Below are 22,278 nucleotides of genomic sequence, written 5' to 3' on the forward strand. Positions count from 1 at the left end.
TGTAGACTATTTCTATGACTTTTGAAGAGTACCTGATTAAGAAACGGATAAACAAGGCAGCCTTTGAGGCAGCAGAGCCAGCACGCTACGATGCCTGGGAGGCGATGTACGCCCAAATGCACCCGAACAGCTTTTACATGGCCCACAAAATGGTGCTGAACGATGTGCGCCTGAAGTACCACCTGCGCGAAGAAGATATTCCGAAACCAGCGCCAACCATAGCCGCACCACGACCTGCCGCCCGACGTGCTGCCCCAGCAGCGCAAGCAACTACCCAGCCATCGGCTGAAGCTCCTGCTCCTGCACCACAACCGGCAGCAGAGGAAACTGCACCCGGGCAAGCTGCTGCTCCACCACGACCTAAACCAGTTGTGCGGCGGCCAGCCATACCTGCCAGGCCTGCAGCAGAAGGTGAGGCTACAGGGCCAACTGAAGCCAAGCCAGAGGAGGCGGCCACACCGGCTGCTCCACGCCCAAGGCCAGTTGTAAAGCGCCCTGTTATCCGGAAACCAGCTGAGCAAGCGGCAGGGGCAGCGCCTGCACCAGAGGTAACTGCCACTGCGGCTACACCTGCTGCACAAGCGCCAGCCGAACCAACGGAAGCACCTGAAGCAGCTAAGCCAGCTCGTCCGCGGCCGGTTATAAAGCGGCCTGCGGTGCTGCAGAAGCCACAGGAACCAGCTGCCACAGCAGAATCGGAAGAACCTACCGATGCAGCAGCTACAGCCACTAGTGCGCCAGAAACGCCTGCACCAAAACCTCCGCGTCCACGGCCGGTTATAAAACGGCCTGCAGCAGCTACACCACCACCTGAAGCGCCTGAAACAACTGAACCAGCCGCTGAGGCCGCGCCTGCTCCAAAGCCGCCTCGTCCGCGCCCGATCATCAAAAGACCTGCAGTAGCTACAACAGCGGCAACAGAGGGGGCAGCAGACAAACCAGCAGCCGAAACAGCTCCGGCAGAAGCCTCTAACCCTGCAGCTGCCACACCGGAATCAGCCGCTGAAACGTCAGCTTCTGCAGAGGCACCGAAGCCACCACGGCCGCGCCCGGTAATCAAAAGGCCGTCCGCACTCGTAAAGCCAACAGAGCAGGAGGCAAGGCCAGTAGAAGATGAGCCCGCAGAGGCTCCCTCAGCAGCAACTCTACCTGCACCGGAAGTGCAACCGGCTCCGCAGCAACCCGAGGCGGAGAGGCCAGCGGTACCTGAGGAGGAACAGCCGCAAGAGAAGTCAAAGCCTCCGCGACCACGCCCGATTATGCGCCGCCCTCCTCCGAAGACAGAAGAGTAAATGTAAAAAGATAGCAGACACAGCAGCGAAGGCAATTTTGGAAAGGAATATTTCCGGGAGCTAAAGTCTGCTATCTATAATCTACCATCTAACATCTATAAAAATGTACGAAACGTTAAAACCTGACCTGGAAAAACAACTCGCCGATATACAGGAAGCCGGCTTATATAAAAACGAGCGCATTATTACCACACCGCAAGGTGCTGCCATAGATACCACGCAGCAGGCCCATGTGCTGAACTTCTGCGCCAACAATTACCTTGGTTTATCGGCGCACCCCAACGTAATAGAGGCCGCCAAAGCCGCCATCGACACGCATGGCTATGGCATGAGCTCGGTGCGTTTTATCTGCGGCACCCAGGATATTCACAAAGAGCTGGAGCAAAAGCTGGCCGATTTCCTGGGCACAGAAGACACGATACTTTATGCCGCTGCCTTCGATGCTAACGGAGGTGTGTTCGAGCCACTTTTCGATGCAGACTCAGCTATTATTTCTGATGAGCTGAACCATGCCTCTATTATAGATGGCGTTCGCCTCTGCAAAGCACAGCGCTTCCGCTACCTGCACAACGACATGGCCGACCTGGAGGCAAAGCTGCAGGAGGCACAGCACGCAAAACATCGCATAATTGTAACTGATGGCGCTTTCTCTATGGATGGCACTGTAGCCCAACTCGATAAAATTGCGGAGCTGGCAGAGCAGTACAAGGCCGTGCTGATGGTAGACGACTCGCACTCCACCGGCTTTATGGGCAAGACCGGCCGTGGCACACACGAATACCACAACATAATGGGCAAGGTCGATATTATTACCGGTACCCTGGGTAAAGCACTAGGCGGTGCTATGGGTGGTTTCACCTCGGGCCGAAAAGAGATTATAGACATGCTGCGGCAGCGCTCGCGCCCGTACCTGTTCTCTAACTCGCTGGCACCCGCTATTGTAGGAGCCTCTATTGCCGTGCTCGACACCCTCAGCGCCACCACCGAACTGCGCGACAAGCTGGAATGGAACACGAAATACTTCCGCGAAAAAATAACCGAAGCAGGTTTCGAGATCAGGCCCGGCGACCACCCTATTGTGCCGGTTATGCTCTACGAGGCACCGCTGGCACAGGAGTTCGCTGCCCGCATGCTCGAAAAAGGTATCTACGTTATCGGGTTCTATTATCCGGTGGTTCCAAAAGGCAAAGCCAGAATAAGGGTGCAGCTGTCGGCGGTGCACGACAAAGAGCACCTCGACAAAGCCATTGCCGCCTTTACAGAAGTTGGGAAAGAGCTGGGCGTGATCAAGTAAAAAACATTATTGTTTGAATTTAGAAAAGCCGCTCCTGCTATGTAGAGCTGTCCTGACAAATCAGCAATTCATAAATGAAAAACTGATGAAAATGCTTCTATAAAGGCCGTTTAAGCATATTTTTCAACTTTTCTAATTTTGAATTTCTAATTTTTAATTTAGCGAAGCTCCTATGGGAGTGGCTTTATTTTTTTCTATCTTTAATTAGATTAACTGAAACAGGGGATGAACAATATAAAGATAAAGCCAGGCCAGGTAATGCTCGGCACTGTGCTGACATGGGTGGCTATGTCGTTGTTTGCCTACTCCACAGCTGGTTTGCGTGGCGATGAGGCGAACATAACCGGTACGCTCCTCCAAATTACATTTTATTTTTCGCTGCTGCTGTCGGTAGAGGCCTATATAAATATGTTGCTGAACCCACAGTGGACACGCGTAAACCTGGGCACCATTATGTTGCTCTGCGCTCCTGCGCTTATGTACCTGGTGTGGTATCTTAGTCAAATGCTATTTTAATTATAGAAGTCGTTTTACATGGATTTTGGGTCGTTCAACCTGGTTATTTTTATACTTATACTGCTGAACTACCTGCTGGTAGTGTACAGCCTCTTTCACCTCATCTTCAAAACAAATTACACCTTATGGGACCGCCTTCTCTGGATGGTACTGCTCTGGGTGCTGCCAGTGCTGGGCCCGGCCGGCTATTGGTTCTACTGGAAAAGAGGGTAAGGACAGGTATAGCCCCTTTTTGAGAGTTGAGAGTGTGATAAGTTAAATTTATTCCCTTAACCAGCCATTCAACAGTCAGCCGGCAATTATTCACTGATGTTACGCACTAATGCCCTCTGTAAAGCAACTGTATTTGCAGCTCCCCTCAATATAATTGCTAACCCAGTAGCTCATATTGTAAATCCCAGTTCTTGGGTTGAGCGCCTTTGCAGGTTTCCGGTGCCGCGGGAGCGGCGGCCCGCTTGCGGGCAGGAAAGATGCAGCAGCGCGATGCCCAGGAACGAGGCCTCGCTTATATAGGGCCCCTTCCCCAGCCTTGAGCGCTGGGATCCAAACTATATTACAGAAAAGCTTGAGGGCACTGCATAAAACAGCTACAAAAAGTATTGGAACCTACTTAGAAGAGCCTCCTCATTAGATGGTGCGCAATATCGATTATTCAAATGAAAATTGCCTTCCGAAGGATTTTTGCTGTTTTTGCCTCAAGGGTACGATAATGCCAAAGCCACTTTATTTACGCTACGTTTACTGGTTTCTCAGAAGAAGCAGAGGGGGCAATAGGTTTCTGCTGGTCGGTATCGAAGAGGAGCTGGTTTAACTTCACGCGGAGGTCGGCAGAGGAGAGGTTCCGGAATACTTCGCCGTTGCGCACCAAGGCAATCTGCCCTGTTTCTTCCGACACCACCAGCACAATGCTGTCGGTAACTTCGGTAAGGCCGATGGCAGCGCGGTGGCGCAGACCCATGGAAGCCGGTATGTCGTTGTTCTCGGTTACGGGCAAGATGCAGCGGGCAGCTTTAATGCGGTTGTTGGCAATAATAACGGCACCATCGTGCAGCGGACTGGTCTTGTTGAAGATAGACATGAGCAGGCGTTTCGAGATTACGGCATCAATCAAATCGCCCGATTCGGCATAATACTTTAGTTCGGAGCTTTTGGAGAACACAATGAGGGCTCCGGTGTTTTTACCGGCCAACGATTTGGCGGCTTCTATAAAAGGGGTAAGGCTCAGTTTCTCGGCCTGCTCGCGCCTCCACGGAAAGCTTTTGAAAAAGCGGTCGTTGTTGAAGGCGGTGGTTTTACCGATCAGGAGCAGGAAACGCCGGATTTCGGGCTGGAACACAATAATGGCTGCCAGCACACCCACACCCATAAACTGGCCCAGAATAATACTCAGCAACTCCATGCCCGCTGCTCTTACTACCAGGTACAGCAGGTAGATAGAGAGCAGCCCCAGGAAGATCTTTAACGCCACACTGCCTGTCAGGAGCTTGTACAGCTGGTACAGCAGCACTGTTACAAGCAGAATGTCAATTATTTCGAGCCATCCTATCTCCAGAAATCCTATAGCAAATAATGGAATCAAAGCGTAGTTTTAGTAAATAAGTCTATTGTCTGTTTTGTTTCTTTTACGTCATGAACGCGCAAAATGTCGGTACCTTGTATTAATGCGAACATATTTAATGCAATTGTTCCAGGCAAGGCCTCCGATTGATCTATTCCGAGAAATTTATACGTCATGGATTTACGCGACAAACCTACCAGCAGCGGCAGTTCCAGCATGGCGAATTCCTGCAGGCGGTTAAGCAGCTCAAAATTCTGATCTACGGTTTTAGCGAATCCAAATCCGGGGTCTAAGATAATGTCTTTCACGCCTGCTGCTGTCAGGAGCGCCAGCTTTTGTTGCAGCTCATCCAGTATATCTACCACCAGGTCTTCGTAAGAAGTGAGGCTGCTCATGGTTTTGGGCGTGCCGCGCATGTGCATGAGCACGTAAGGTACCTGCAGCCGGGCAACAGTCCCGAACATGGCCTCATCAAGCGTGCCAGCCGAAATGTCGTTTATAAGAGCGGCACCACTCCCGATAGCTGCTTCGGCTACCCTGGCCCTGAACGTGTCTACTGAAATAATGGCTTCAGGAAAAGCCTTTGCAATGGCTTCGATGGCCGGAACAACCCGCTCCAACTCTTCCTGCTCTGCTATGTCGGCAGCGCCGGGGCGGGAGGAGTAGCCGCCCACATCGAGTAGGGCAGCACCATCGGTGAGCATCTGCTCTGCCTTCTTTAAGGCCTCCTCTACAGAACCAAGGCGGCTGCCGGCATAAAAGGAGTCGGGTGTTACGTTCAGGATACCCATTACCTGCGGCGTGTTCAGCGACAGGATTTTTCCGTTGCAGTTAAGTGTTCTTTTTTTATGAAAAAGCGTATCTTTCGCTCTTGCTGTAGGCATCTGTATCAAATGTTTTTAAAATTAAAATTAAAAAGTTGATTAGTCAAACCATTCAGGAATATAATCAGGTAGTAAATAGCTGCAAAGATACTTTCGTTAAGAAGACGGCCGACTACGGCACCGCCTGGCGTGTTTTGCGGCTGCCTTCCATCACCGATCAGATTTTCATCAAAGCCCAGCGCATCCGCTCCATCCAGGAGAAGGGGGTGCAACTGGTGCAGGACGATATCAGCTCTGAGTTTGTAGGCATCATTAACTACAGCGTTATTGCGCTTATACAGGCCGCGCTGCCCACCGATGCACCTATGGCGCTGGAGGCCGAAGAGGTGGAGAAACTGTATACCGAACAGATTCAGGAAAACATGCTGCTCCTGAACGCCAAGAACCACGATTACGGCGAGGCATGGCGCGATATGCGCGTGAGCTCCATTACCGATATTATTCTGATGAAGCTTTACCGCACCAAACAGATAGAAGATAACCAGGGGCAAACGCTGATCTCAGAAGGTGTGGAAGCCAACTATCGCGACATGATTAACTATGCTGTTTTCGCCCTGATCAAATTAAACTTTGCCTCTCCTCATGAAGCTACTAAGTAAGTTCTGCTGGCTCTTTGTGGGCGTACTTTTTATTTTTTCGGGACTGATCAAAATAAACGACCCGGTAGGCACCGCCATTAAGCTGGAAGAGTATTTCGAGGTTTTTGCCGAAGATATAGCTTCTTTCTTTCATGTGTTCAAGCCCATGGCGCTGTTCCTCTCCATTTTCCTGAGTGCGCTCGAAATTGTGCTGGGCGTGGCGCTGCTGGTCCGCTGGAAACTGAAGCAGGTGCTGGTAACGCTGCTGCTGCTGACGGTCTTTTTCTCTTTCCTGACGTTTTACTCAGCTTACTACAACAAGGTAACCGACTGTGGCTGCTTCGGCGATGCCATTGTGCTCACGCCCTGGCAGTCGTTCACAAAGGATATTGTGCTGTTGGTTATGATTGTGGTGCTGCTCTTTACACAGCGTTACCTGCAGCCGCTTACTAATTTTAAAACAGGTGCATCAGTTGTAGGAGTTGCTGCTGTCTTGTCGGTGGGCATTGGCTGGTTTGCTTACGAGCACCTGCCGTTTATCGATTTCAGGGCTTACAAAGTCGGCAACCACATTCCTTCGCTCATGAAACCTTCGGCCCCGCTGCGTTACAAATACGTGATGCTGAAGGACGGTAAAGAGCTGGAATTTGAGGAGTACCCGATGGATGAGCAATACAAGTTCAAAGAGATGGTGGCCATTAACCCGGAAGACGGCCCGAAGATAACCGACTTCAACGTCTGGAACGATGAGGGCGATTTTACGCAGGAGGTGCTGACGGGTAAAAAAATGCTGATAGTGGTGCAGAACGTGCCCAAAACCAACCGCGAAAGATTTGCAGACATCAACAAACTGGTAGCCGCAGCAGAGCAGGAGGGCATTACACCATTAGTGCTCACCTCTGCCAGCCGCCAGGAATTCGAGGAGTTCCGGCACGAGGTAAACCTGGCTGCCCCTTACTATTTTGGCGATGGCACCGTGCTCAAAACCATGATCCGCTCTAACCCCGGCATCATGCTGCTGCAAGACGGCACTGTAAAAGGCATGTGGCATTATAACGACACACCGGAGATAGGGGAGGTGCAGGAGTTGTTGGTGAAGTAGAGGTTCACTACTTTAATTTAATAGCGTTTAATTTGATGGCGCGAGCGAAGATGCTCGCGCTAATGTACTTTAAAAGGGAAAACGCAATTAATTTGCTGAAATCAAAACATGCACCCGCTGGTGCGAGCTTGTAGTTCGTGCCTCCTAATAATAAATGGTTAGGCTGAAGTTTAGGATAGCAAAATGAAGTATGAGCTACAAGCTCGCACTAGCGTAAAAAGACAATTTTCTGAAATTTAAAAATATACATACACTCAACCACTCAAAATTTAAAACTTGAAACTACTAGGATTTATACTGAGCCGACTGGGGCATGGCCTGCTGATACTGCTGGGCGTGCTGGTGGCCGTGTTTTTCCTGTTTAATGTGCTACCCGGTGACCCTGTGGCGCTGCTGGCCGGCCAACGCTCCGACCTTTCTACCCGCGATGCCATTACTAAAGAACTGGGGCTGGACAAGCCGCTGCCGGCGCAGCTGCTGTATTATGTAAACGATGTGTCGCCGCTATCGGTGCACGAGGCTACGGAGGCGAACCAGCAAAAGTACGATTACACCACCTTAGTTAATGTTGGCAATGATGTGGTAGTCTGGAAAATGCCTTACCTGCGCCGCTCGTTCCAGAGCAACAAAAATGTAACCGATATCCTGCTCGACCACTTCCCCGGTACACTCTGGCTCGCTGTGGCCGCCATGATTATTGCGCTTGTGCTGGGTATTTTGTTTGGCGTGCTGGCCTCACTGCGCCCTCACAGCACCCTGGATCATGCGCTGGTTACTACGTCGGTGCTGGGTATTTCGGTACCGTCTTTTGTGGCAGCTATTCTTATTGCTATTACCTTCGGCTTTTACTGGAGCCACTGGACCGGCCTCAGCCTGACGGGGCAACTTTACGAGATCGATCCGTTTGAAGGCCGCCAGCTCATGCTCCGCAACCTGCTACTGCCAGCTGTGGCGCTGGGCATAAGGCCGCTGGCAGTTATTGTGCAGCTCACGCGCAGCTCCATGCTCGATGTTATGTCGCAGGACTACATCCGTACGGCAAAGGCAAAGGGCTTGAACCAGCGAAGGGTTATTGTGGGGCATGCGCTTAAAAATGCGCTGAACCCGGTCGTAACGGCTGCTTCGGGTTGGATGGCATCGCTGATGGCAGGCGCTTTCTTTATAGAGTACATCTTTAACTGGAAGGGACTGGGAGCCGTTACCATTCAGGCAGTGCAGAACCTGGATTTTCCGCTGGTAATGGGAGCTACTTTATTTGTAGCCTTCCTGTTTGTACTCATCAATATTTTTGTAGACCTGCTCTACACCCTGCTCGACCCACGCGTGAAACTGGATTAATTAATACGCTGCAGTAAACAAAAGCAGCTAACGGTACAGGAGCAAAGCTCTGGTAGCATACCATCTTCAGCGCTTCAGCACGAGCAGCCCTTGAACAAAAAAGCGCGAAAATCCTTCCGGAGGCCGTTTTTATTAGAATAATCGGTTAATTTCTAAATTATTTAATGGCTGAATTGTAAGTGTAAATATTCAGGTAATGCCAGGCTATCCTGAATGAGTGAATAACCCTCAACTATCGCTTTTTAACCAACAAACAGGGGCTGCCATGTGTAAGCTAACAACTGTTTTTTTTAGCTTTGGCACCTCTCTGAAGACAAATCAGTTAAAACGAATTATGCCAAATTAATTGCTGCCTTCTATCTTGCTGCGCGCTGCAATAAAGTCATAAGGAGCGGGTTTGGTGCGTTTTTTGCTAAATATTCAATATTCTAAATGTATTAGTGCAAAAATTTATTAATCTGGTAATCTACAGGCGATGCTACTATTTTTAGTCGGAATGATGGGCTCTGGCAAATCTACGCTGGGGCGACAGCTGGCCAAGCACCTGCAAGTGCCTTTTGTAGACCTGGATGAGTACCTGGAAGGGCGGGAAGGCCGGACCATTGCGCAGATTTTTGAGCAGGACGGCCCTGTGCATTTCAGGATGCTGGAGCGCAGGGCGCTTGAGGCGGTGGTGCAGGAATACAGCCAGGCTGTGGTGGCAACAGGTGGGGGAGCCCCTTGTTTTCACGACAACATGGCATTTATAAACCTGCACGGTGACAGTGTTTTTCTGGATGTGCCGGTGGAAGAAATACTCAGAAGGCTTGTAGCTACAGATCTGCGCACGCGCCCGCTGCTGGCCAATAAATCAGAGGCAGAACTTAACCTGTTTCTTACCAGTACCTTAGCCGAAAGAAGAGCTTTTTATGAAAAGGCCACTTACTGTTTAAGCGAAAAAGTTTATAACATTGATGCCTTGTTAGCGTTAATCAACAGTAAATAGCAAGCATCGTTAGTAGTAGTGGCCCAATGATAAAGAGAAAGTATTCATCTTTGTAGATTGTGGCAGACAGTAAAATGCTGCAGTTTTTTGACTCATTAGCAACTCAGTGTACAGCTGAAATAAAATTGTAATTAGTAACCTCTTATGAAACCGAACCACAAAGGACGCGCTCAAATCTTTCAAAATCCCGTTCTGGAAAGACTTACGAGAACCCACATTGCCCTTCCTATTATCATTTTTATCAGTATTGCGGGCGGGCTTATTTATTACGGTATTACCTATAGCTTTATAAGTGTAATAGAGGCCTCAGCTTTGTTTATGCTGGGCTGGCTCATTTTTACATTGCTGGAGTACCTGGCCCACCGGTTTATCTTCCATATGGATACCAACACGCCGCTAAAGAAAAATATTCAGTACACGTTTCATGGCAACCACCACGAGTTCCCGAAAGACAAGGAGCGTCTGGCTATGCCTCCGATCGTGAGCGTGTTTATCGCTTCGCTACTGTTCTTTATTTTTAAGCTGGTATTTGGGCCATTGGTGTTTGGCATAGTGGCTGGCCTCTTGTTTGGCTATGCCCTATACCTGTTTGTGCACTACGCGGTGCACGCTTATGCACCGCCTAAAAACTTTTTAAACATATTGTGGCTGCACCACAGCATTCATCATTACAAAGACCCTGAAGCAGCCTTTGGCGTATCGTCGCCGCTCTGGGACTATATTTTGGGTACTATGCCTAAAAGAAATAAATAAGCAGCAACTTTAAGCTGCAACAACTAAAAAGGGAGCCTTAACAGCTCCCTTTTTTCGTTTCCTATAGTTTATTTAGTTATCTCCGGCCTCCAAGCTTTCTGAAAATCCAGATAACGATGAGTACGATAATGACAATGATGATAACTGCTGTCCACATACCAGCTTTAAAGATGTCGCCTATAACCTGGCAGCTGCTGAAGGTAACCATCAGCATGATGAGCAGAGAGAAAATGTAAGGTCTTATGTTTTTCATAGTTTCAGTTTTTTTGATGAGGAAGTGATCAGGGCAGTGCCTGGTTTTTCTGCTTCCTTAAATGTATGACAATATTACCATGTGTATAAGGAGAATACTGTTATTCTGAACAAAAGGTTAACTTAAGCAGGTGGCTAATCTTTTTTTGTCGCCTAAATTAGCTCTTATCATGACCATACCCTTGAGCCTGTAGGCACCTAAAAAGCTTCGGAAGGGCAAAATCATTAGAATAATTTGTGAATAGGAACGGACTGTCTTATTTTAGTTGTAAGAGTCTTTTAATCAGGAGTATGTGGTAGCTTTAGTGAGCCTTAAGCTAAGTGCAGGGCAACAGCAGGTACCGTAATGGTGTGGATAACTAATGTTATTAACATTATTACTAACATTTTTAGTTGGTAACTAAAAGCTTTAGCTGGCGCTGCAGCATATATAGTGTTGGCTTGGGTAAGCTCGCGTAGTTGCCTGTTTGTAGTTCTGCGGCAGGAGTACTTTAAGTTGGCTCTTCTTGCCTAACCGACTTTAACCTGAAATAGGAATGCCACAAAAAGTTTATTTGTCGCGATCAGCCCTTCTTTTGTCATTTTTGCACCTCATCGGTCTGCGATCGGAAAGCTAAATTTGTAATATCAATAAGGCAATACGTTAAACATAACCAATTTACCCATGGAAACGACAGCAAAAACCACCAGCATTACAGTACGCGCAACCGTACAGGCACCGGTAGAGAAAGTATGGCAGTACTGGACCTCGCCACAGCACATTACCCAGTGGAACAATGCCTCTGACGATTGGCATACGCCCCGGGCTGAAAACGACTTAAGTGTTGGCGGCCAGTTTACCTCGCGAATGGAGGCAAAGGATGGCAGTATGGGCTTCGACTTTAAGGGTACCTATACCAAGGTGCAGGAGCACGAACTGCTGGAATACGAACTTGAGGATGGCAGAAAAGTGCAGGTGCTGTTCGCTGGTGCCGCTAAAGAGACCACCATTACCGAAACGTTTGATGCGGAACAGACTCATTCTCCGGAGATGCAGCAGGCAGGCTGGCAAGCCATTTTAGATAATTTCAAACGCTACGTAGAATCATCTGTTGACCTGGAGACCCTGCACTATGAGATAAGCATTGGTGCCAGTGCTGAAAAAGTGTACAAAACCATGCTTCAGAGCGAATCTTACAGTGCCTGGACTGCCGTCTTCAGCCCATCATCACATTATAAAGGCTCCTGGGAGAAAGGAAGTAAAATCTTGTTTCTGGGAGAGGACAATGACGGGAACATCGGGGGCATGGTGAGCCGGATAAAAGAAAATATACTGAACAGGTTTGTGAGCATAGAGCACCTGGGCATGGTGCAGAACAACGAAGAAACTACCAGCGGCGCAGAGGTAGCAGGCTGGGCAGGGGCTATGGAAAATTATACCTTTACGGAAGTAGAAGGAGAAACCCAACTTTCTATAGACGTGGATACAACCCAGGAGCATAAAGCTTATTTTGCGGAAGCATGGCCAAAGGCTTTGCAAAAATTGAAGGCAATGTGTGAAGCCTCCAACTAAACATCTTTTAAACTAACAATAATTAGACTCACATGGCACAAGTAAGCACCTACCTCAACTTCCCGAGCCAGACAGAGGAAGCCTTTAACTTCTACAAAGCTGTTTTCGGCACTGAATTTATTGGCGGTATTTCCCGCTTCGGAGATATTCCTCCGTCTGATGACATGCCTCCTGTGGCGGAAGCCGATAAGAACTTGATCATGAATGTGGCCTTGCCTATTTTGGGTGGGCATGTGATTATGGGAACAGATGCGACCGAGTCGATGGGCTTTAAGTTGAACATGGGCAACAACATGTACATTATGCTGCAACCCGATACGCGTGAGGAAACGGAGCAGCTGTTTAAAGCGCTTTCGGCTGGTGGTGCGGTAGAGCAGGAGCTGCAGGATATGTTCTGGGGCGATTACTATGGCAGCTGCCGCGATAAGTTTGGCGTTGGCTGGATGTTTAACTGCGACCAGAAAAAAGAAGCTTAACCAACACCGGTAAAAGCTGGCGATAGTAGCGGCGGCTTTGTGAGCAGAACGTTTGTAAACGAAAAAGCCACTTATCGATTTTACTCGAAAGTGGCTTTTTAAAGCTCCCCCTCTTGGGCTCGAACCAAGGACCCCATGATTAACAGTCATGCCAAAGGTGTTTATTGTTAGTTTTAAATATTCGTAAAAAGCCTGTTTTTAGCCAAATTAAGCGGTTTTTGTTTCTCCTTGTTTAGCGATATTCCTTGACTTTTTGATGGTTTGTGTGCAAATTGTGTGTACAGAAACTTATTTGCACACACATGATACCTGTACTTACTTCCGTAATGCTGGATACCAGAAGGACCTTGAAAGACGGTTCCTTTCCGGTAAGGTTACGGCTAACCTATCAACGACAGCGCAAATATTACAACACTAGCTACTCTTTAAGCGAGACAGAATTCTCTAAAGTTCAAGCTGAAAAACCTAAGGGGAAATACAAGGAGCTGCAGATAGCCTTCCAGGCGATAGAGCAGAAGGCCTTAAGTATCATTCGAAACCTGGATGTCTTCACATTTGAGCAGTTCGAAAAGAAGTATTTAAAAACTGCCGTCAAAAATGATGTCTTTACTGCCTTTGAACAACAGGTAAAAAACCTGGCGGAAGAAGGCAGGGTAGGGACGGCCAGCAGTTATGAGAGTGCCAGCCTTAGCCTGCTCTCTTATATTCACAAGCAGCCCTTAAACAGGAACAAAGGTTTAACCAGGGCGAAAGCAAACGAGAAAAAGGAAAATCTGCTGAAAAAGCGGAAACCTCTGGCTTATGCTGCTATCACGGTTGATTTCCTGATGGGCTATGAGAAGTGGATGCTTCTACACGGCAATTCCATAACCACTATCGGTATCTACCTTAGAGCAGTCCGGGCCATCTACAACAATGCTATAGCTGCCGGAGAGGTGACCGTAGACCTGTACCCGTTCGGCAAAAGGAAATACCAGATACCTTCCGGGCGGAATGTGAAGAAAGCCCTGACACTGGCAGATATCGAGAAGATCTTCTCCTACCAGCCTGCTTCTGAAAATGAAGGCCGGGCACGGGACCTGTGGGTTTTTTCCTACCTATGCAACGGGATAAATGTAAAGGATATAGCCCGGCTGAAATACAAACAACTCGATAAAGACACCATCACATTTGTCAGGGCTAAAACGGAACGCACCAGTCGCCAGAACCTTAAAGCTATCACGGCCATGCGGACACCGGAGATAGACGAGATCATCGAGAGATGGGGCAATAAACCTGCTTACAGTGAGGCTTATGTGTTTCCCTTACTTGAGCCTGAACTGTCAGCGAAAAAAGAACTGGCAAAAGTTCAACATGCCACCAAGACCATCAACAAGTACATTAAGCGCGTGGCGGCTGCGGTTGGCATTGAGAAGAATGTGAGCACTTATACCGCCAGGCACTCTTTCTCTACTGTTCTCAAACGTGCAGGAGCACCGATAGAGCTTATATCCGAATCATTGGGGCACTCTAATCTCAGGACTACTGAAAGCTACCTGGATAGCTTTGAGGATGATGTGAAGAGGCAGTACACAGCGCAGCTGACAGCTTTCAAGAATGCCAGTCTCGGTAAGCTTAGTTAAGCTTTATATCCTATAGTTTGATCCTAATAGAGTAGTAAGTATGATTTTATTCCGCACTTTGCAGTTCGCGAACCGGGAACTTTAACGATCTTGAAAACGCAGATGTATGTGTCCGCAGAACATCTAACGGCAACCTGGATACCCTGATTGCGGAATCAACCACACTGAAGTAGCAATAAAAAAACTGAGGAACATGTGCTATGCCTGATTTACCAAATAATCATCCAGCGGAAGAACAGCTTTACGGAAGGGTTTCGGAGTTAATTGAACTTGCCCGCCGGAAAGTAATTACCAGCGTGAATACTACAATGGTAACTACTTATTTTGAGATAGGCAGACTGATTGTAGAGCATGAGCAGCAGGGGAAAGAACGGGCCGCGTATGGCAAGGAAACTTTGAAGAACTTGTCACAATTGTTAACAGCCAGTTTTGGGAAAGGATTCTCCGTTGATAATTTGGAGCGAATGCGTTCTTTTTATCAAACTTATGGATCTCAGATTTCCGCAACGCCGTCGCGGAAATCTGAGATCTCTGCCGCTACACAATTACAAAAGCCAAATTTTAAATTATCGTGGTCGCACTACATTAAACTGATGCGGATTGCAAACCCGGAAGAGCGGCGGTTTTACGAGATCGAGAGCATCGAAAATAACTGGAGTTTAAAGGAGTTGCAGCGGCAGTTCGACAGCGCCCTATACGAGCGTCTGGCCTTGAGCCGCGATAAAGAGCAGGTGAAACAATTGGCTGAAAAAGGGCAGCAGCTACAACAGCCGCAGGATGTAATTAAAGACCCGTATGTGCTGGAGTTCCTGGGGTTGAAGGAGGAAGCTGCTTTCTCCGAATCGAAGCTGGAAAACCATATTATAGATGAACTGCAACACTTTTTGCTGGAGCTGGGCAAAGGCTTTGCTTTTGTGGGGCGGCAGGTGCGCTTTACCTTCGATGAAAAGCACTTTCGGGTAGACCTGGTATTTTATAACCGCTTCCTGCGCTGCTTTGTGCTGCTCGACCTGAAAATTGGAGAAGTGAGCCACCAGGACCTAGGCCAGATGCAGATGTACGTCAACTACTACGATCGCTTTGTGAAGACCGACGACGAAAACTCAACCATCGGCATTATTCTCTGCAAAGAGAAAAACAATGCCTTGGTAGAAATAACGCTTCCCAAAGAAAACAACCAGATTTTTGCGAGCAAGTACCAGACTTTCTTGCCTAGCAAGGAAGAGTTGAAAGCGGTGCTAAATGAATCAACAGAGACTGAAGAATAAGTAGGAGGTGAGGAATGAAATACCGGGGAAATAACTCATCATATCACCACCTCAAAGCCAGCCTCAGCAAAAGCCACACCATTAAGGTAGATAGCTACACGGTGCCCGCCCGGGAAATGCTTGCGGGTGGTCATTTGCTGGAAAGAATGGCTTTTGCTGAACACAGCTTGTCCGGGTTCAAAAAACTTCTCGACCAGTTTAAATACTTTCATGCCATGTTTGCCGCTGGGCCTTGCGTAATGGATTACATATTCAATTCTGATTTTTTGCGGCTGCCTTACCGCAAGTAAGAACCGGAAGCTCAACCTGGAGCCGATACTGACGGTAGGCGTTTCCACTAGCAGATCGGTTATTTGCGCCTCCTGCACTGCTTGCAGTCCAAATAAAGCCAGGGCGTGTAGGTTGCCTTTCCTGATCAGTCCGCGACAGGCATGCCGGATGATCCAGTCTGTTTTTTCGTTTGTTCCCAGCCAGGCAGCGGAAATTTCCAGCACGACGTCCGGATGGTCTTTAGAGATGTCGTTCAGGTTATTGGCTACGCTTCTCCGTACATAGTTCTGAGGAATCGGCCTTTAGTGCTTCCAGGATAGGTAAAACAGGCGAAGGATCCTTTCTTAAATCCGGAAGCCCTATGGCCCAGGGCAAGCGGGGGCGGCACCCTTCGCTGGCCAGCCTCCTGAGAAGATGATTTTCATGAGTGGCCCACCGTTGCATCTGCTCCATCATGGGCGCAGGATGCAGCTGAATGAAAGGCCGTACGGCAAATTCAGAACTGGAGTAAGAAGTAAAAGCTGCCAGCGCCGCAACAGATTCTTCATAATATTCTAAACCGTACACCTCCACAAAGTCAGGGAAAATGATTCCTGCCAGGCCTGTATAGCCTGGTGCTATGTTATAAAGTACGTCAAGCTGTTGCGTATAGGGCAAGGGTAGAAACCGGTGCACACAGCGGGTAATGTGCCGCATCCTTTCCTTCAGCTCCCGCCTTTCCCAGAGCTCATCCAGAACTGCCTGGATAAATTCCTGTTGCTGAAACATGGGATAATGCTGTGAAAGGTTAGTCGACAGCCTTTGCACCAGAGCCTTGTTGTAAATATCCTTTAATAGTACCGACATCAGATGGAAGCGTATGATCTGCCTGCAAAATAAACATATGTTATGACAGCAGTATGTCAGTAGAGCTTATAGCTAAAGGTCGGAAAATTTCGGCCTTAACCGACTTGTGGCGTTTTCCAAGAAAAGCTATTTATAAAACAGAAACCCGCCAAGTTTATTGCCTGACGGGCTTTGTATTGAATATCAAAAAGTATAAATCAATCCCTCTTGAGCAGCCTCTCCATCAACTCCAACTTCTCCCGCTCGCCCTGCAGTAAGCGCTCATAAAGCTTCTTATTTTCTTCAATAACTTCCATCAGCTTATCTAATGGATTAAATGTACAGTGATTATTAAATGTACTACTACTGCTATCATTAAAGCTATTAAAATAATTTATAGCTGCCTCCTCACTAAAATTCTTGATCGCCTCCGCTTGCACCCCCAACACACCGGCAATTTTCACCAGGGTTTCCTCTTCCACCGCCTCACTTGCCTCTATACGCGATACCGTCTGCTGGCTCACACCCAGTTCCTGGGCAAGGCTTTCCTGCTTGATGCCGCGCAGCTCCCGGATGCGGCTGATCTTTCTCCCGATGTGTGCTGGTTTCATAGTCGTTTCCATGTACCAAATATAGTATTTCCAGGCGAGTAAATAAAACAGCCTGTTGAGTAAAATACCCGGCGTTTGGGTTCGGTACACAGAACGGAATTGGCATCTTAGGTTGAAGCCATTCAACAGGTCCTACAATTTATTATAGGACCTTTTGATACCATAGGATAACAGATGAAAGTCTACGAAAGGTTTTACCACCATGCCAGGTTTACAAAGCCGCCACCCAAAAGACCATGAAAGAAAAAGAGCAAAAACCTCACCTTGGCCGCAACTTGCAGCGTGCTCGCGAGATGCTGGGCCTTAAACAAGCGACCTTTGCCGGTGTGCTGGGTAAGAGTCAGCAAAGCGTTTCGAAATGGGAGCAACAGGAAACGATTCCAGACGAGTTTTTAGAGACACTGGCAGCAGGCCTGGGTGTAACAGCTGCTTTTATCAGGAACTTCGAAGAGCAGAAAGCAATCCGCCACTTTCAGCGCAGTTTCCTTACCCCCGATGCCGATACGGATCATCATCCCATGGATAAAGTAGCGGAGCTGTTTAAACTGCTGGTGCAAGCCGAGAAAGAGAAAATGGAGTTGCTGACCAACACGCAAAAGGCCATTCAGGATCTGGCCGACCTGGTGCAGGAGGTGAAACGGCAGCTGCCGACAACGTAAACTTCTTTATTACTCGCAATGGCAACGCGGCGTATGCATGGGTGGAGGAAAAAGCAGGCCAACGTTTTAATTTGATGTTCTGCACTATATAGGCACGAAGATGCTGACCTGTAATAGCCAAAACTTTCCGGTGGTTACTCTTGGTTCGTGCCTCCTGCTGCCTTGCTGGCTGGTGTCAGTTGTTTTGCCTCCTGCTGTTTCACCCATGCCGCTGCCTCCTCCGGATTAAGTGCGTAGGTAGAGTCCGCCCACCGTGCCGCCTCCGGGTAGGTCTGGCGGACCAGACGGAACTTGATCTCACTTTCCTGCAGCCTGCTGTTCTCCCGGTACAGGCTCAGGCAACCTCCGGCTACTAGAGCGGTTATCAGCAGGAGCATCACACCTCCTAATATGAAGCCTCTGGACCTGTCCTCGAAATGGTGGTGGTGCCGGACGGGCAGCACCTTGGGCAGCCTGGTGATCGTTTCCCGGAACGAGTTGATCTGGGCATAGATCTGCAGGGCCGGCAGGCTGAAGTCATGCCGCCTGATGAGGGCTTTGAGCTCCTCCAGCTGCCTGGAGATGTCGGGTGCAGGAGGTGCCTGCTTCTCTTGCTCTATCTCTTTCTCTAGTTCCGGCCTGGCAGGAGCCGGATCCTTTTGCTGCTCGAGCTTTTCAAGCCGTCTGCCGTGGAGGGCCAGCACGCGCTCCGCGTCGGCCACTCTTTCTTCCAGTTCTTGTGGTGTCATAGGTGTCTTCTCTTTTTCTTTCTTCGTTTCTTTTTCCTGAAGTGATGATGGTTTAGCGCCTCCTCCGGCTGGCCCTGGGTTGGTGCCAGGCTAATTGGGTGTCGCGCAAGGAAGGCCTCGGTAAAAGCGGCTCTTTCCGGTACAGTAGTCTGGCTAGCCTGGTGCCTTAGCTGCGGTCTCATTTCCGGAGCTAACAGCGCTTCCTGTTGCCTGTTGCGCTCAAGTTGTTTGCTGATGCCCTTGTAGCTGAAGTTTCGGGAAATGGCTGAGCCCTTGAAGCTAATCTCCCCCTGGCGGAAGCTGATGCCCTGCACCTGCTCCGTGCCGCTTCTGTACTTGTAGTGAAGCGTGATACCTTTCTGCTGCAGCAGCGCCTCCAGTTCCTGCCAGCTGGTAGCCTTGCCCAGTGCGGAGCTGATGGCATCGTGCAGCGCGTACTTTGTCTTGTCCGCCCCTGTGAGGTGCTGGCGGTTGACCTGCTCTTTGCCCGGTGCCAGGTAGTAGCCGTGGCGCTCGGTCATCTCCCTGCACACTTGGGCATTGCGGCGGCGCTGCAGCTTGTCCGGGATGGTTTTGCCGTGGTAGTCCACCCGGTTGTAGACGATGTGCAGGTGCGGGTGCTCCCGGTCGCGGTGCTCGACTACCAGGTACTGCGTGTCTTTGATACCCATCTTCTCCAGGTACTCCCTTGCCCGCTCCGCCATCACCTCCTCACTGAGTTTCTCCTTGTCATGAATGCTCCAGCTCAGGGCGATGTGGCCCACGGCTTTACCCAGCTCTGGATTGAGCTGGCGCTGCAGGTGGAAGTCAGCGACCATAGCGGAGACGGAGTCCGTGCGGATACCTTCCGCTGCCAGCACCCGCGCTCCTTCTTTCTGCACCACATAGCGCACGCAGCCCGAAAAGCTTTTGCCGGTCATGACCTTGCCGATCATCTGCGGGAGAGGGTTTGCAGGAGGCGGTTGATCTCCTCCAGGGCCTGACGACATTTGCCCTGCACGGAGAGCAGTCCTTCTCGGTGGGCCAGGCGGGCGAGCTGGTTAAGGTTGTTTGCCAGCCCCGAAAGCATACGCAGCTGGGCTGCCTCCTCGGGAGAGAGTCGCGCCACGACCGTTGCCTTTTTGGCCGCCACCCGGAACCAGGCCGAGGTGCTCAGCCCCGCCTCCCGGGCCTTGCCCCTGACCAGGAGCCGCTCGGTCTCCGTCAGCCGCACCACCAGGGTACAGCTGCGCTTGATGCTTTTAGCGGGGCGGCCGCCTTTCTTTCGCTGCGGTTCCTGCCGCTTTTCTCTGCTTGTTTCCATGTCTTTGCTTTCGGTATGATGTGAAATAAATTCCCTGCTGCGACCACCGGGAGCACAGGGGCAGGAAAAGGTTTTTGTATGACAAAAACACAAACTTGCTCCCCCTTTCCAACAGCCCTCCTTCACGACGCAGGAAGATGGTGCCCTTTCAAAGCCCCGGCCTCCGTCGCTGCCGCTTAGCCCGCTGCTGCCGGGCTAAGAGATAATCATTCACATCCTGGTGACTTTGGTAGAAGGAGGAGGCGTCGATAGCTTTGGTATGGTATTGGAGCAGCCGCTCGGTCAGCCGCCTCCCGGCCTCATCCCGGTCAAGGAACAGGTATACCTCCCGGTGTTTTTCCAGCAGCTCCAGGCTCCTGGCAGCCAGGGCCACGGAGTTGAGGATGATGAAATTGGAAGAGGGCTGCAGGCGGTGTTTGAGCTCGAGCAGGGAGAGGAAATCCAGGAAGCCCTCCAGCAGGCAGACGGATTTTCCTCCCTTATCCAGGAAGGTGATGTCCTTGGGGGAGGAGGAGCCTTTGAACCAGGCGTTGCGCAGCTCGTAGCCCCCTGAGCAGTTGGCAAAGCCGACGGCCCGGTGCTCCTTTTCCCCGAGGGCAAAGCGCACCTCCCTGCAATAGTCTTTGGCCGTCCCGTGCCGGATGCCCCGCCCCCGGAGGTAAGCGGCCAGCCCGCTGCCCCGGCGCAGGGGCTGTGTCTCCAGGATCCTGATGCCGGAAGAGGTACCGGGTGGAGTGACCGTCTCCTTTTGGACGGCATCCTTTCGTAGTGAATGCTTCCAGGTGCCGGGCACGTCCGGGGGAGGGACCGGCTCCTTCCGGATAGCAGGGTTTGCCTGTGAAAAGAAGAATTCCTCCGAGAGGAGCCGGATGGTCTCCTTCACCTCCCCGTTGCCGCACAGGCGCAGGGCCAGGTCGAAGAGTTTGCCGCCCTCGCCCGCCCCGTGGTCGTACCAGCGGTTGAGCCGGGTGCTGACCTTGAAGGAGGGGGTGCGCTCGGCCGGTCGGATGGGGGAGATGTACCACCAGTCCGCGCCACGCGTGTAGGCGGGCCGAAAGCCCTGGCTGGCCAAAAAGTCGGTGATGGCCAGCCCGCTGTTGATCTGCTGGATGTTCATGTTTTTCCCTTTCAGAAGCAGTGTTATAAAAGACCGGGTAAGAGCGTTGCTTTTTCCTGATGATTTGATGAGGTATGTCTTTAACTTCTTGATACTAAATAAAATAAGTCCTCATCAAAGCCTCATCACGCTGTTTAGCTATGATGAGCCTGCTCATCGTACTCATCATTTCTCATCAAAAAATAAGTAGTATGATGAGGGTGTAAGTAATTGATTTACAATATTTAAAAGCTGTTTTTAGTAGCTCTCATCAAACTTTTGCCGGATCCAGTCCTGGCAAACGCTGTAGTAGCGTCCTGTGAGCCTTACCTGGTAGGGCTCCCCCTGCGCATTGTAGTGGTAAGTCGTGTACATCAGGCTGTTGGGAGCGGGTACCAGTTGCCACTCCCCCTGGAGCACCTGCCGCACCTGCTGGCGCGTGAGGCGGGGCTGGTGGCGACGCAGCAGCTCGAGCAGGTCCTTGGCCGTGAAGTGCAGCTCCTGCTCACCCGTGGTCTCGAAGAGCTCCCGCAAAAGCAGCAGCAGCTCGGTCTCCACCCGGTTGCGGCTGCCCTGCATGACGCGCAGCAGCGCCTCGGTGCGCAATTGCTTTTCGGAGAACCACATCCGGGAAAGGCCCTGGGGCACGGAGAGCGGCCGTCGCAGCAGGTAGTGGAGGAAGTGAGGGACCTCCCGCTTCATCTCGTGGAGCAGGTGGATGTTCTCCTGGGCCAGCACCGGTACCTTCCGCACCCAGTAGCGGGTCTCGGTCGGCTCTATCAACAGGAAGCTCTCCTCGTTGTTGGAGCAGAGGACGAACTTGCCGAAAAACTCGGTCTCCCGCCGGTCCTTTCCCTTGGCCTCGATCTTGGCGGTGCGGGCCGTGCTCAGGTTCTTGATTTTCTCTGAGTCCTCCCTTCGGCCCAGCAGCACCTCGTCCACGGCGATGAGCAGCACGTTCATCCAGTCGGAGTTGAACTGGGAACGGAAGTCGCTGTTGCCGTTGAAGGTCACGTTCCGCCCAAAGAGCAGTTTGAGCAGGTTGAGAAAGGTGGTCTTGCCCGTCTTGCGCTCCCGGGACACCAGGCAGAGCACCGGCAGGTGCTGGGTGGGGCTGCGGTAGAGGAGCGTGAGGTAATCGAGCCCCAGCTCGTATTGCTCCCCGAAGATGTGGCGCAGGAAGGCGAGCGTGTGCGGGCAGGGCCCCTCCGCCGGCTGCCAATCGAGCGGGTGGTAGAGGTTGTAGAAGCTCCCCACCGCCTCCTGGAAGTGCAGGTGGCTGGGCACGCAGCAGAAGCCGTCGTAGCGGCGGACCT

Annotated in this window: 25 protein-coding genes; 14 read left to right on the plus strand and 11 right to left on the minus strand. The window is 50.5% G+C overall.

Features of this window, described 5'->3' with window-relative positions; all coding sequences use genetic code 11:
• Nucleotides 1–14 precede the first annotated feature (14 nt).
• The 4 genes from FVR03_RS12495 (at nt 15) to FVR03_RS12510 (ending at nt 3,315) form a co-directional block, all read left to right on the plus strand.
• Complete coding sequence (locus tag FVR03_RS12495) at nt 15–1,292, plus strand: hypothetical protein (protein ID WP_147922088.1); 1,278 nt, start codon at nt 15–17, stop codon at nt 1,290–1,292.
• A 103-nt stretch (nt 1,293–1,395) separates the two neighbouring features.
• Nucleotides 1,396–2,586 (plus strand): glycine C-acetyltransferase, encoded by a 1,191-nt coding sequence (kbl, locus tag FVR03_RS12500; protein ID WP_147922089.1) that lies wholly within the window; start codon nt 1,396–1,398, stop codon nt 2,584–2,586.
• A gap of 225 nt (nt 2,587–2,811) precedes the next feature.
• On the plus strand, nt 2,812–3,102 hold the full coding sequence (locus FVR03_RS12505; RefSeq protein ID WP_147922090.1) for a hypothetical protein: 291 nt from the start codon (nt 2,812–2,814) through the stop codon (nt 3,100–3,102).
• Nucleotides 3,103–3,120: 18 nt separating this feature from the next.
• Nucleotides 3,121–3,315 carry a PLDc N-terminal domain-containing protein gene (locus FVR03_RS12510; protein ID WP_147922091.1) on the plus strand — a complete coding sequence of 65 codons (195 nt, stop codon included), beginning with the start codon at nt 3,121–3,123 and terminating at the stop codon, nt 3,313–3,315.
• Between the two features lie 514 nt (nt 3,316–3,829).
• Here the strand turns inward: FVR03_RS12510 and cdaA are convergent.
• Nucleotides 3,830–4,681, minus strand: coding sequence for a diadenylate cyclase CdaA (gene cdaA, locus FVR03_RS12515; protein WP_147922092.1), 852 nt, complete (start codon nt 4,679–4,681; stop codon nt 3,830–3,832).
• Complete coding sequence (folP, locus tag FVR03_RS12520) at nt 4,678–5,544, minus strand: dihydropteroate synthase (protein WP_147922093.1); 867 nt, start codon at nt 5,542–5,544, stop codon at nt 4,678–4,680. The genes cdaA and folP overlap by 4 nt, the downstream gene beginning before the upstream one ends.
• Before the next feature lie 35 nt (nt 5,545–5,579).
• On the opposite strand from folP, the gene FVR03_RS12525 reads away from it, so the two are divergent.
• The 5 genes from FVR03_RS12525 to FVR03_RS12545 all read left to right on the plus strand — a co-directional run bounded on the left by FVR03_RS12525 (nt 5,580) and on the right by FVR03_RS12545 (nt 10,300).
• Nucleotides 5,580–6,143: a DUF1599 domain-containing protein gene (locus FVR03_RS12525; protein ID WP_147922094.1), complete on the plus strand. Its 564-nt coding sequence runs from the start codon at nt 5,580–5,582 to the stop codon at nt 6,141–6,143.
• Nucleotides 6,127–7,224, plus strand: coding sequence for a BT_3928 family protein (locus FVR03_RS12530; protein ID WP_147922095.1), 1,098 nt, complete (start codon nt 6,127–6,129; stop codon nt 7,222–7,224). The genes FVR03_RS12525 and FVR03_RS12530 overlap by 17 nt, the downstream gene beginning before the upstream one ends.
• A 276-nt stretch (nt 7,225–7,500) precedes the next feature.
• Nucleotides 7,501–8,562 (plus strand): ABC transporter permease, encoded by a 1,062-nt coding sequence (locus tag FVR03_RS12535; protein WP_222707226.1) that lies wholly within the window; start codon nt 7,501–7,503, stop codon nt 8,560–8,562.
• Between the two features lie 475 nt (nt 8,563–9,037).
• Entirely contained in the window at nt 9,038–9,547 is a 510-nt protein-coding gene (locus tag FVR03_RS12540) for a shikimate kinase (RefSeq protein ID WP_147922096.1), read from the plus strand.
• Between the two features lie 144 nt (nt 9,548–9,691).
• Nucleotides 9,692–10,300, plus strand: coding sequence for a sterol desaturase family protein (locus tag FVR03_RS12545; RefSeq protein WP_147922097.1), 609 nt, complete (start codon nt 9,692–9,694; stop codon nt 10,298–10,300).
• A 76-nt stretch (nt 10,301–10,376) separates the two neighbouring features.
• Here the strand turns inward: FVR03_RS12545 and FVR03_RS24410 are convergent, their stop codons facing one another.
• The gene (locus FVR03_RS24410; protein WP_187270152.1) at nt 10,377–10,553 is read right to left on the minus strand and encodes a hypothetical protein; all 177 of its coding nucleotides are present in this window, start codon (nt 10,551–10,553) and stop codon (nt 10,377–10,379) included.
• 663 nt (nt 10,554–11,216) lie between these two features.
• Here FVR03_RS24410 and FVR03_RS25200 point away from each other — a divergent pair.
• The 4 genes from FVR03_RS25200 to FVR03_RS12565 all read left to right on the plus strand — a co-directional run bounded on the left by FVR03_RS25200 (nt 11,217) and on the right by FVR03_RS12565 (nt 15,470).
• Nucleotides 11,217–12,104: an SRPBCC family protein gene (locus FVR03_RS25200; RefSeq protein WP_147922098.1), complete on the plus strand. Its 888-nt coding sequence runs from the start codon at nt 11,217–11,219 to the stop codon at nt 12,102–12,104.
• Nucleotides 12,105–12,136: 32 nt separating this feature from the next.
• Nucleotides 12,137–12,580, plus strand: a complete 444-nt coding sequence (locus FVR03_RS12555; protein ID WP_147922099.1) for a VOC family protein — start codon at nt 12,137–12,139, stop codon at nt 12,578–12,580.
• Nucleotides 12,581–12,882: 302 nt separating this feature from the next.
• On the plus strand, nt 12,883–14,202 hold the full coding sequence (locus FVR03_RS12560; protein WP_147922100.1) for a site-specific integrase: 1,320 nt from the start codon (nt 12,883–12,885) through the stop codon (nt 14,200–14,202).
• A 200-nt stretch (nt 14,203–14,402) separates the two neighbouring features.
• A complete protein-coding gene (locus FVR03_RS12565; protein WP_147922101.1) occupies nt 14,403–15,470 on the plus strand; it encodes a PDDEXK nuclease domain-containing protein in 1,068 nt (355 codons plus the stop codon).
• A 38-nt stretch (nt 15,471–15,508) separates the two neighbouring features.
• Here FVR03_RS12565 and FVR03_RS12570 read toward each other — a convergent pair whose 3' ends face one another.
• The 3 genes from FVR03_RS12570 to FVR03_RS12580 form a co-directional block, all read right to left on the minus strand.
• On the minus strand, nt 15,509–15,964 hold the full coding sequence (locus FVR03_RS12570) for a YhaZ family DNA alkylation repair protein (RefSeq protein ID WP_147922102.1): 456 nt from the start codon (nt 15,962–15,964) through the stop codon (nt 15,509–15,511).
• Between the two features lie 34 nt (nt 15,965–15,998).
• On the minus strand, nt 15,999–16,586 hold the full coding sequence (locus tag FVR03_RS12575) for a hypothetical protein (protein ID WP_147922103.1): 588 nt from the start codon (nt 16,584–16,586) through the stop codon (nt 15,999–16,001).
• Between the two features lie 197 nt (nt 16,587–16,783).
• Nucleotides 16,784–17,176 carry a helix-turn-helix domain-containing protein gene (locus tag FVR03_RS12580; RefSeq protein ID WP_255474199.1) on the minus strand — a complete coding sequence of 131 codons (393 nt, stop codon included), beginning with the start codon at nt 17,174–17,176 and terminating at the stop codon, nt 16,784–16,786.
• 236 nt (nt 17,177–17,412) lie between these two features.
• Between FVR03_RS12580 and FVR03_RS12585 the strand changes: the two genes are divergently transcribed.
• The gene (locus FVR03_RS12585) at nt 17,413–17,835 is read left to right on the plus strand and encodes a helix-turn-helix domain-containing protein (RefSeq protein ID WP_147922105.1); all 423 of its coding nucleotides are present in this window, start codon (nt 17,413–17,415) and stop codon (nt 17,833–17,835) included.
• Between the two features lie 134 nt (nt 17,836–17,969).
• Here FVR03_RS12585 and FVR03_RS12590 read toward each other — a convergent pair whose 3' ends face one another.
• From FVR03_RS12590 to FVR03_RS24415, 5 genes are all read right to left on the minus strand, one after another.
• Nucleotides 17,970–18,563, minus strand: a complete 594-nt coding sequence (locus FVR03_RS12590; RefSeq protein ID WP_147922106.1) for a hypothetical protein — start codon at nt 18,561–18,563, stop codon at nt 17,970–17,972.
• Nucleotides 18,560–19,498 (minus strand): relaxase/mobilization nuclease domain-containing protein, encoded by a 939-nt coding sequence (locus FVR03_RS12595; protein ID WP_187270153.1) that lies wholly within the window; start codon nt 19,496–19,498, stop codon nt 18,560–18,562. Before FVR03_RS12595 ends, FVR03_RS12590 begins: the two co-directional genes overlap by 4 nt.
• On the minus strand, nt 19,495–19,992 hold the full coding sequence (locus FVR03_RS12600; protein ID WP_222707227.1) for a MobC family plasmid mobilization relaxosome protein: 498 nt from the start codon (nt 19,990–19,992) through the stop codon (nt 19,495–19,497). Before FVR03_RS12600 ends, FVR03_RS12595 begins: the two co-directional genes overlap by 4 nt.
• Before the next feature lie 22 nt (nt 19,993–20,014).
• Nucleotides 20,015–20,983 carry a DUF8464 domain-containing protein gene (locus FVR03_RS12605; protein ID WP_147922109.1) on the minus strand — a complete coding sequence of 323 codons (969 nt, stop codon included), beginning with the start codon at nt 20,981–20,983 and terminating at the stop codon, nt 20,015–20,017.
• Between the two features lie 237 nt (nt 20,984–21,220).
• Nucleotides 21,221–22,278 (minus strand): primase-helicase family protein (locus tag FVR03_RS24415; protein ID WP_187270154.1); only part of this gene is annotated, 1,058 nt, incomplete at its 5' end.

It is taken from the genome of Pontibacter qinzhouensis (assembly GCF_008017455.1).
Taxonomy (GTDB): Bacteria; Bacteroidota; Bacteroidia; order Cytophagales; family Hymenobacteraceae; genus Pontibacter; species Pontibacter qinzhouensis.

Bases quoted from the DNA above. Each gene is read 5' to 3' on its own strand.
- FVR03_RS12555 (WP_147922099.1), top strand. From the start codon at position 12,137: ATGGCACAAGTAAGCACCTACCTCAACTTCCCGAGCCAGACAGAGGAA.
- FVR03_RS12510 (WP_147922091.1), top strand. From the start codon at position 3,121: ATGGATTTTGGGTCGTTCAACCTGGTTATTTTTATACTTATACTGCTG.
- FVR03_RS12545 (WP_147922097.1), top strand. From the start codon at position 9,692: ATGAAACCGAACCACAAAGGACGCGCTCAAATCTTTCAAAATCCCGTT.
- FVR03_RS12540 (WP_147922096.1), top strand. From the start codon at position 9,038: ATGCTACTATTTTTAGTCGGAATGATGGGCTCTGGCAAATCTACGCTG.
- FVR03_RS12595 (WP_187270153.1), bottom strand. From the start codon at position 19,498: ATGATCGGCAAGGTCATGACCGGCAAAAGCTTTTCGGGCTGCGTGCGC.
- folP (WP_147922093.1), bottom strand. From the start codon at position 5,544: ATGCCTACAGCAAGAGCGAAAGATACGCTTTTTCATAAAAAAAGAACA.
- FVR03_RS12495 (WP_147922088.1), top strand. From the start codon at position 15: ATGACTTTTGAAGAGTACCTGATTAAGAAACGGATAAACAAGGCAGCC.
- FVR03_RS12575 (WP_147922103.1), bottom strand. From the start codon at position 16,586: ATGTCGGTACTATTAAAGGATATTTACAACAAGGCTCTGGTGCAAAGG.
- FVR03_RS12505 (WP_147922090.1), top strand. From the start codon at position 2,812: ATGAACAATATAAAGATAAAGCCAGGCCAGGTAATGCTCGGCACTGTG.
- FVR03_RS25200 (WP_147922098.1), top strand. From the start codon at position 11,217: ATGGAAACGACAGCAAAAACCACCAGCATTACAGTACGCGCAACCGTA.
- FVR03_RS24410 (WP_187270152.1), bottom strand. From the start codon at position 10,553: ATGAAAAACATAAGACCTTACATTTTCTCTCTGCTCATCATGCTGATG.
- FVR03_RS12590 (WP_147922106.1), bottom strand. From the start codon at position 18,563: ATGACACCACAAGAACTGGAAGAAAGAGTGGCCGACGCGGAGCGCGTG.
- FVR03_RS12585 (WP_147922105.1), top strand. From the start codon at position 17,413: ATGAAAGAAAAAGAGCAAAAACCTCACCTTGGCCGCAACTTGCAGCGT.
- FVR03_RS12560 (WP_147922100.1), top strand. From the start codon at position 12,883: ATGATACCTGTACTTACTTCCGTAATGCTGGATACCAGAAGGACCTTG.
- FVR03_RS12605 (WP_147922109.1), bottom strand. From the start codon at position 20,983: ATGAACATCCAGCAGATCAACAGCGGGCTGGCCATCACCGACTTTTTG.
- FVR03_RS12580 (WP_255474199.1), bottom strand. From the start codon at position 17,176: ATGAAACCAGCACACATCGGGAGAAAGATCAGCCGCATCCGGGAGCTG.
- FVR03_RS12530 (WP_147922095.1), top strand. From the start codon at position 6,127: ATGAAGCTACTAAGTAAGTTCTGCTGGCTCTTTGTGGGCGTACTTTTT.
- kbl (WP_147922089.1), top strand. From the start codon at position 1,396: ATGTACGAAACGTTAAAACCTGACCTGGAAAAACAACTCGCCGATATA.
- FVR03_RS12565 (WP_147922101.1), top strand. From the start codon at position 14,403: ATGCCTGATTTACCAAATAATCATCCAGCGGAAGAACAGCTTTACGGA.